Annotated in this window: 8 protein-coding genes; 7 read left to right on the forward strand and 1 reads right to left on the reverse strand. The window is 38.2% G+C overall.

Translation table 11 applies throughout. The features are described 5' to 3' along the window. Positions 1-37: 37 nt before the first annotated feature. On the reverse strand, positions 38-2,038 hold the full coding sequence (locus tag Q7P33_RS17580) for an HD domain-containing protein (protein ID WP_303872047.1): 2,001 nt from the start codon (positions 2,036-2,038) through the stop codon (positions 38-40). 717 nt (positions 2,039-2,755) lie between these two features. Here Q7P33_RS17580 and Q7P33_RS17585 point away from each other — a divergent pair. From Q7P33_RS17585 to Q7P33_RS17615, 7 genes are all read left to right on the forward strand, one after another. Next, positions 2,756-4,270, forward strand: a complete 1,515-nt coding sequence (locus tag Q7P33_RS17585; protein WP_303872048.1) for a DNA mismatch repair protein MutS — start codon at positions 2,756-2,758, stop codon at positions 4,268-4,270. 154 nt (positions 4,271-4,424) lie between these two features. Further along, positions 4,425-5,258, forward strand: a complete 834-nt coding sequence (locus Q7P33_RS17590; RefSeq protein WP_303872049.1) for a bifunctional 2-polyprenyl-6-hydroxyphenol methylase/3-demethylubiquinol 3-O-methyltransferase UbiG — start codon at positions 4,425-4,427, stop codon at positions 5,256-5,258. Positions 5,259-5,341: 83 nt separating this feature from the next. Beyond that, positions 5,342-5,878 carry a CDP-alcohol phosphatidyltransferase family protein gene (locus Q7P33_RS17595; protein WP_303872050.1) on the forward strand — a complete coding sequence of 179 codons (537 nt, stop codon included), beginning with the start codon at positions 5,342-5,344 and terminating at the stop codon, positions 5,876-5,878. Between the two features lie 125 nt (positions 5,879-6,003). Beyond that, positions 6,004-6,450 (forward strand): GNAT family N-acetyltransferase, encoded by a 447-nt coding sequence (locus Q7P33_RS17600; RefSeq protein ID WP_303872051.1) that lies wholly within the window; start codon positions 6,004-6,006, stop codon positions 6,448-6,450. A 134-nt stretch (positions 6,451-6,584) separates the two neighbouring features. Continuing rightward, the gene (locus Q7P33_RS17605) at positions 6,585-7,064 is read left to right on the forward strand and encodes a hypothetical protein (protein ID WP_303872052.1); all 480 of its coding nucleotides are present in this window, start codon (positions 6,585-6,587) and stop codon (positions 7,062-7,064) included. Between the two features lie 43 nt (positions 7,065-7,107). Further along, positions 7,108-7,635 carry a putative immunity protein gene (locus Q7P33_RS17610; protein WP_303872053.1) on the forward strand — a complete coding sequence of 176 codons (528 nt, stop codon included), beginning with the start codon at positions 7,108-7,110 and terminating at the stop codon, positions 7,633-7,635. Beyond that, positions 7,598-8,206, forward strand: coding sequence for a hypothetical protein (locus Q7P33_RS17615; protein WP_303872054.1), 609 nt, complete (start codon positions 7,598-7,600; stop codon positions 8,204-8,206). The genes Q7P33_RS17610 and Q7P33_RS17615 overlap by 38 nt, the downstream gene beginning before the upstream one ends. The last annotated feature ends 3 nt before the right edge of the window (positions 8,207-8,209 follow it).

Consider the following 8,209-nt stretch of genomic DNA (forward strand, 5'->3'; position numbering starts at 1 on the left):
GCTAATGGGTAATTTTTACCGTTTATTTTGGGAAGTTTCAAAACGATATTGACACCTTTTCAATCGCTGTGAAATCTTTTAAAATAATACTTCCGATTTCGACATGTTTTTTTATCTGTTCATATTCCTCCTCGGTCAATGCATTTCGCTTCAATAGTAATGCATCTGGGATGCCAATTTTGCCAATATCATGAACGAGGGCTATATTATAAAGATTTTCCACCTTTTTTTCTGACCAGCCCAGACGTCGTGCCATTTCTGCTGAATACTCCGATACCCGTTCGGAGTGTCTGCAAGTGTATTCATCTCTTGCGTCCAACGCATTATTGACCGACAGAATAGTTTGCAGTAAGATACTTTCCACTTTTGCATGCTCTGCCTGAACCGCTTCCTGCAAATCCCTATTTGCCATCATTACCTTATAATGTGCTTCTTGAAGTTCTTTTTCCCGATTTCTTTCGATTCGTAAAATATCGGTAACATCACTGCATTGAAGGTAATAGATCAGATTACTTCGATCAATTGTCTGAACAAACATTTTTTTTAATTGACCATTTGGAAGTTCACAAACATGAAAAAAAGATCCATCTTCACCACAGCGCTCATTAATATAATTTACAATACCATCCTGGCTGGAAAATTCTTGTCCAAAATAACGTGCAAATTGTTGAAATCCCCAAGATGATTTAAAATACGCTTTTAGATTGATATCGAAATTTTTGCGATTCTGATCCTGGGCTTTGCCGAAAATAACCCGGCATTTATTAGCCGACAAATCAATATAGGCAATATAGTCATGTTCATTTTTGATGATTTGCGTCATCATCATATCAGCCACTAACTCATCAGTGACGTTTTCTTCCCACACTTTGATGAATATTTCTCCGCTATCCGGGGATTTCATCATCGTAATTTCCAGGGCAATATAGATCCGCCCCTCTTTTGTCTGAAGTGTGAGGGTTCTATTTATTGGGTATGATCTGCTTTCATATCTAAAGATCATATGCTCTTTTTGACAGATATTGAAAAAATAGTCATCTTCTTTCACAATAGACTTTCGATGCAGACAATTTATGTAATTATCAAAGGTCTTTCCATCAGTTGTACTGTCATAAATAAAATCATGTCCTTCATCAAGGATCGCTTCATTTTGAGTGAAATTCCATACCCGAAAACCCCTGTACCCATTTTGATAGAATGGAAGCTTGTTGGTGCTTCCTGTAAACATGATGTTGTTAAAAGCCACCCGTTTATGTCGAAGCATATTGTCCTGGTTAATTTCTGAATTCCCTGTTTGATATTCATAAAAATATATTGTATAGGCAGGTTCATCATTCCAAGATGAGGAAATTACATTTACCTCCAGATTTCTATGCGTATTCGGTTCCTCAATCACTTTTGGCCCTATGTCAACCATATCAAATATTTTTTTCATTGAGTTAGGAAAATCGCTATAAAAATACTGTTGAAATGTCATTCCACTGTCATAGTTAATTTTAGGTGGGAGCATGCGACATACAGCTTTATTAAAATAGAGTAATTGTTTTTCTTTTCTGGAGACCACCACCATTGCGCCCATATTTTCATCGAAAAAACGTGTTTTTGGTGATTCAAACTCCTGTAACGTCTGTATTAATATCTGTTCTGAATCTGTGATGTCAATATATTCAATAAAAGCGAGATTAATGCCGTTTTCCATCAGTCGAAATTGTCCAACTGTATGGACATAGCGGTATTCATCCTGACCATATAATTTGGTGCGATAAGTAATATCATAGGAATCTTGTTTGGTTGCAAAACGGTAACCAAGTCTAGCCAGCATTTCGGCATCATCAGGATGAACATTTCCAAACATATTGTTGTTAAAATGATCAATAAGTTGACTTCGTTCTTCACCTATAAAATTACACAAGCCGTCTGATACCAACAAAGTAACTACTTTACCATTAATATACTGAAATATACCAAGAGGCATTGGAAACATCTCATATGCTGCTCTATGGTCATTTGAAAAGAGATATACCTGCCCACTACTCATCGTGCTCTCCTCATAAATATAGTATACATTTTCGACTTTACAAATATACTATCATATTATTAAACGTTTGAATATTTAATTTTGGAAGAGAATTAGAGTTACATTCGATTTGATGTAATCGTTTTTTATTCTGCTGTAAACGTTTGTTTGCATTAAAATACGATTCATCATTTTGGTAGCTTTTATCTTACAAGGATACACATTTGACGTTAGATAGAGAAACTTATAATCATTAATTTCAACAAATGACATAAACGTCCCCTTGTCATCTGTTTGTGCGTTTTTGGCAGAAAAAGAAAATTTCTTTTGTAGTACATTATTTTGATAAACTTTTCAGTAACTTGCATCGAAAAAATGAGGGGCGTTGCCGCAGAAACCATTATTATATGGTATAATGAAACAAATTGCTGTGGGAAGATTTAAATGGACATATTAGAGGAGTAGAACATAGCACAAGCCATGACCGTTCTGTGGTTGTATTAGCTAAATCAAATGAATAGGACAAGATGAAACTTGGAAGACAAGAATCAACTTGATCAAGAGTCATACTATAAGGAGTCATTCATGGAGTCATTGTTATTTTTAGTAATTGGGATTACAGCATTTTTTCTTTTTAATTTTTTTTCAAGTAGAAAAACTCGAAGGGATTATCAGCAGCGATTGATAAAGGAATTCGGGCAATCGCCAACACATTTCAATTCTGATATTTGGCGAAGTGTGTCAGATTATTGGGATCGAAAACTTAAATATGAAACAATTGAAGTAGCAATTGACGAATTGACATGGAGTGATTTGGATATGGACGATGTGTTTAAACGTATCGATACCTGCTTAACCTCAGTTGGCGATGAAGTGCTGTACGCAACCCTTCATGAACCAAGATGGGATGAGAAGCCGCTGCGAAATCGTGATCAGTTGATTGCTTTTTTCGAGGAGAATGCCAAGGAACGGCTGGAAATTCAAATGATTCTTTCAAAATTGGGGAAAACAAGCTATAATGACGTTTCGTCACTTATTTTCGAAAGTCAGACAAAGGCCCTTAAAAATCCAATGATCTACACAGTCATGGGTGTTATTCCATTTCTTTGCATTGGTATCTGTTTCATCAATCCAGGCATCGGCGTGATGAGTTTAATCGCTTCGATTATTCTTAATGGGGGAATCTATTACTATTTCAAGAAGGAAATAGCGAAAAACCTGTTAACGATTCAATACTTTGCGGCCATTCTCCGATGCTGTAGCCGCTTGTCGAGATGTGAAACCAAGAGCTGTTTAAAAGTGTTGGTGGATCAGATTGAAGAAGCCTATATTCCTTTTAAAACCCTTTCCGGAAAGCTTTCCGGGGTAATGATGAGCAGTGATTCTGACATTGACCTTATTCTTGACTACCTCAAAATCATGACACTCTACGATTTTAGAATCTACAACAAAGCAATTGCCTTAGTATCAAAAAATAGAGTGGCGTTTCACAGTATTTATCAAAATATTGGCGAGTTGGACATGTCAATTGCGTTGGCATCTTTTCGAAAAAGTCTAGCTGGCACCGTGACACCGACCTTTACGGAAGTATTTAACATCAATGCTTGTGACTTGTATCATCCCCTCCTAAAATCACCCGTTCCAAACGACATTATGCTTAGGAAAAACAGCTTGATTACCGGGTCGAATGCATCGGGGAAATCAACCTTTGTAAAAGCATTGGCTATTAACAGCATCTTTGCACAAACCATTTATACCTGTACGGCCAGTAGCTTCTCCCTGACATTTTGCTTGCCCATAACTGCGATGGCCGTGCGCGATGACATTTTAGTGGGAGATAGTTATTTTATGGCAGAAATAAAATCCCTGAAACGGACAATTGATCAGATCAAGAATTATCCCTGTCTTTGTTTTATTGATGAAATTTTAAAAGGAACCAATACCATTGAACGTATCGCAGCTTCTTCGGCAATTTTAGAATATTTCGACAGACAGAATTGTCTGTGTCTGATAGCAACCCATGATATCGAGCTGACCAATATTTTAGCGAACAGCTATGATAATTATCATTTTAAAGAGGCAATAACGGATGACAGTATTTTATTTGACTACCAATTACATGCCGGCCCAGCACAAACAAAAAATGCCATTGCTTTGTTAAATCATCTGGAATTTGATCAGACAATCATTAGGAATGCTTATGAACTGGTCGATGCATTTACCGAAACCGAAAAATGGCCGGTATTTGTTTAGTATCAGAATGATTTTTTAAAAAGAAGTCCCCATATAAATCATGACCGTAAGAATGGCTGTGACACCGGCTGTGATGATGGTTGTTTAAAATACGAACAGATCTTAAATTGAAATGAATGGAATTTGCAGCGAGCGAATAAGTTTAGGAGCGATTATGAATATTACAGAAATAATTAAAACAGTTGGTAACCCAAAGCCGTATGACAATGGGACCGACCTGATGTGGGATGACAAACACATCTCAAAATTTTTATTGGAAGCACATATCAATCCGGAAATCGGAGTAGCAAGTCGAACGTCGGTTGATATTGATAATACGGTAGAGATGATTAACACGATGATTCCCCCAGAATCAAAAATTCTGGATCTTGGTTGTGGCCCGGGGCTTTATGCCGAACGGTTGTCAAAAAAAGGCCACAGGGTAACAGGGGTAGATATCTCAAAAAACTCAATTGATTATGCGATTGCGCAACGTGAGAAGAATCACAGTGCGATTGAATATATCAACGGCGACTATCTGAAGTTGGAGATCGAGGGGGAATTTGACTTCGTAATGATGATTTATTGCGACTTTGGTGTGTTGGTGCCTGAAGAACGCCTGGCTTTGATAAAAAAAATACAACGGTTTTTAAAGCCCGGAGGTGTTTTTTTCTTCGACGCAATCGACGAAGACACAATAAAAAGACTGAATTTCAACTCGTCCTGGGAAATGTCTGAAGGCGGATTCTGGAAGCCTGATCCATACATATGTCTAAGTAAAAATTTCCATTTCAAAGAAAAAAAAGCGACGCTGGATCAGCATCTCGTAATTGGAGAAGATGATTTTTATAAGCTTTATAGGTTCTGGAATCACTATTTTAATCAAGAGGATATTGAAAAGTTATTTATACCGAATGGTTTTTCAAAAGTAGAAAGCTTTAAAAATATACTAACAGGCAGTGAGCCTTATAATGATCACGGAGTCGTATTTTATGCCGTAAGTAAATGATGCAGTCAGTTTAGAATTGCCACGCGTCTGGTTAAGGCGCAGCATGAATAAATTCACAATGAGTGATGCAAAGGAATTAAGCGATGAAAAAGGAGTACTTGCCCAATATAATAACAACTTTCAGAATTTTTTTATCGCTCTGCTTGCTGTTTATTGACTTTCGTAGTGCTGTTTTTATTTTCGGATACTTAATATGTGGTTTTACAGATTTGTTGGATGGTTATATTGCTCGAAAAATTCATAGTGAAACGTTGCTTGGGGCTAAGCTGGATAGCATTGCAGATTTGTTCATGAGTGGGATGATCATCATTACGGTAATCAAGCAAAATCAGATTAACCAGTTGATTTTTCTGGGCATTATTATTATTACTATTTTGCGAACAGGAAACGCCGTGCTTACAAAAATAAAATTTAAGCAGATTGCAATTATTCATACCAGTTTAAATAAAGTGTCGGGCCTGTTTTTCTTTTTCTGCCCGATCGTCTACCCTTTTTGGGATAATCGTCTGCTTATCATAACGGGATTTCTGGCTTTTTTTGCAGCAATTGAAGAGTTCCTTATTATCCTTACATCAAAAACGCTGAATTTAAACAGAACAAGCATATTTTTTAGGGAGTAAAGCGGAGTGCGATCCAATGTAATTGGATCGGCATGACATGGGGACGTTTTGTTTGTCATGCCCTTGTTATGCGAAGCATTCATAACGTTGAAGCATCCTCACAATACCCGGGGAAGGAGAAAAACATGAAAATCATAAAAGCTGGAAAAGCAGATCTTGAAAATATTTTATCACTTCAGTATTTAGCATATCAGAGCGAAGCCAAACTGTTAAATAATTATGAAATTCAACCATTGACCCAAACATTGGAAGAAGTGTTGATGGAGTTTGAAAAAGGAACATTCTATCAGGCCGTGAATGAAAATAATGAACTGATTGGATCGGTCAGAAGTTTTGTTGACAATGACACGGTCTATATCGGCAAACTGATTGTACATCCCGATTATCAGGGAAATGGCATTGGTACAGCACTGCTGAAAGAAATTGAAAAAGACAACTCAGACCTACGGCAAGAACTGTTTACCAGCGATCAAAGTCTTAGAAATTTAAGGCTTTATAAACGCCTTGGCTTTGTCCAATTCAAAACCAAACCGCTGTCAGAAGATCTGAATTTGGTATTCATGGAAAAATAACCGAGATTACTCGATACATGATATGGGGACGTTTCGATAATTTCATGACACAGGGATTATTTGGGCATGTCGTGCGGGCGCTTCGTTTGTGATATATTTAAAACAGCTAAATCAAATTTGTTGGAGGCAAAAGGATGAAAACGCTTAATGAACAAATAGCGGCGTATACTCAGCAGTTGCAGCAAGGTGAAATCCAAATTGCATACAAAGGGATATTGACGTTTATGGGTAAATTAAGAGCCGCTTTTATTAAAAAATACCCCCACTATGATGTCAGCAGCATCTATCAGGGATATCTGGATATGTCCTATTTTTCTTTGAGCACGAAGTTATTAAAAGATAAAGGTTTAAAAATTGCGATTGTGTATTTACATGAAAACGGGTCTTTTGAGGTATGGCTTTCGGCGCGGAACCGTGATATTGCCGGGACATATCAATCGATACTTGATAGTCTTTCAGATGAAATAAATGTATTTCATGATAAAAATAATCAGGACGCTGTCGCTGAATGCATATTGACAGGCACACCAGATTTTGAAGATCAGGCGCTCTTGATCGATACGATTGATCATGGTGTTGAGAAATTTGTTGCGGCGATAGTCAATCGTATATAATAAAAGTCGATGTTGACTATGCCTGATAAAAAGGGGAATAAACATGCCGAAAACGAGAAAAATGCTAAGTGACTGGAAAGTGCCTTATATTCAATCGCTGATGAGGTTAATTGAAACGCAGAGTAAAGAAACCCTTGCAAACTGGGCCATTACTTATTGTGAAGAGAGGCTACTACCATTATGGGACCGGGACTACCCGGATGATCTGCGACCACAGCAGGCTTTGAAGGCGGCTCGGGAATGGTTGTCAGGGACAATCAAATTGCCCCAGGTAAAAAAGGAAATTCTCGCCTGCCATGACGCTGCCCGTGATGCAGAGGGAAATCCGGTGGCGCAAGCGGCGGCCCGGGCCATTGGTCAATCGGCATCGACCATTCATTCCGCCCGGCATTGTATCGGTTTGGCTTTTTATGGCGCTTTGGCAGTCGCCTATGATCAGCTTGGGACAGCGGCAAGCTGGGATAAAATTGAACACTGTGCCGCCGCAGAGTGTGGTCGTATCGAAGCCGCTTTGCGCAGCATGGCAGTGGAGCATGAAAGAAACCCGGCAAAAATCAACTGGAACTGTTAAATCGGACAAAGCGCAAAAAAGTAGAATAGGTGCGATTGCAGCAAGAAGATCTTTGAGAACTGACAGGAAGTATCCCCTTGTCATGATTAAATTACTGGAGGTATTGAAAATGATGAAGACTGCTGTCATTTATGCAACGAAAACCAAACATTCAAAAAAATTGGCGGAAGCGATCAGTTTATTTTTGAATACTACAGCTCAAGATATCGCTAAGAATCCGGCCTTAGATGATGTCGATTTGCTTTTTATCGTTGGCGGCATTTATGGTGGTGCCAGTATGCCAGAATTATTGGCCTACATAAAAACGCTTGAGGCACCCATGCCCAAATATGCAGCACTGGTAACAAGCTGCGCTTCAGGCAGTCAGAGGCAGATTGCGGTTTGCAATATACTTGAAGAAAAGGGAGTAAAAGTTCTTGACGAATTTGTTTGCAAGGGAAGGATATTGTTTGTTTCCGCAACGCATCCAAACGCAAAGGATTTAAAAGCAGCAATCGACTTTGCACAAAAAATTGTAGCTGTGGAGTGTTATCATAAAAGTGCAGTCCCAAATTGCAAGGAAATGAGGTAAAAT

It is taken from the genome of Acetobacterium wieringae (assembly GCF_026646375.1).
Classification (GTDB): Bacteria; Bacillota; Clostridia; order Eubacteriales; family Eubacteriaceae; genus Acetobacterium; species Acetobacterium wieringae_A.

Excerpts from the sequence above, each read along its gene's own strand:
- Q7P33_RS17580 (WP_303872047.1), bottom strand. The coding sequence starts at position 2,038 with ATGAGTAGTGGGCAGGTATATCTCTTTTCAAATGACCATAGAGCAGCA.
- Q7P33_RS17590 (WP_303872049.1), top strand. The coding sequence starts at position 4,425 with ATGAATATTACAGAAATAATTAAAACAGTTGGTAACCCAAAGCCGTAT.
- Q7P33_RS17595 (WP_303872050.1), top strand. The coding sequence starts at position 5,342 with ATGAAAAAGGAGTACTTGCCCAATATAATAACAACTTTCAGAATTTTT.
- Q7P33_RS17600 (WP_303872051.1), top strand. The coding sequence starts at position 6,004 with ATGAAAATCATAAAAGCTGGAAAAGCAGATCTTGAAAATATTTTATCA.
- Q7P33_RS17605 (WP_303872052.1), top strand. The coding sequence starts at position 6,585 with ATGAAAACGCTTAATGAACAAATAGCGGCGTATACTCAGCAGTTGCAG.
- Q7P33_RS17610 (WP_303872053.1), top strand. The coding sequence starts at position 7,108 with ATGCCGAAAACGAGAAAAATGCTAAGTGACTGGAAAGTGCCTTATATT.
- Q7P33_RS17615 (WP_303872054.1), top strand. The coding sequence starts at position 7,598 with ATGAAAGAAACCCGGCAAAAATCAACTGGAACTGTTAAATCGGACAAA.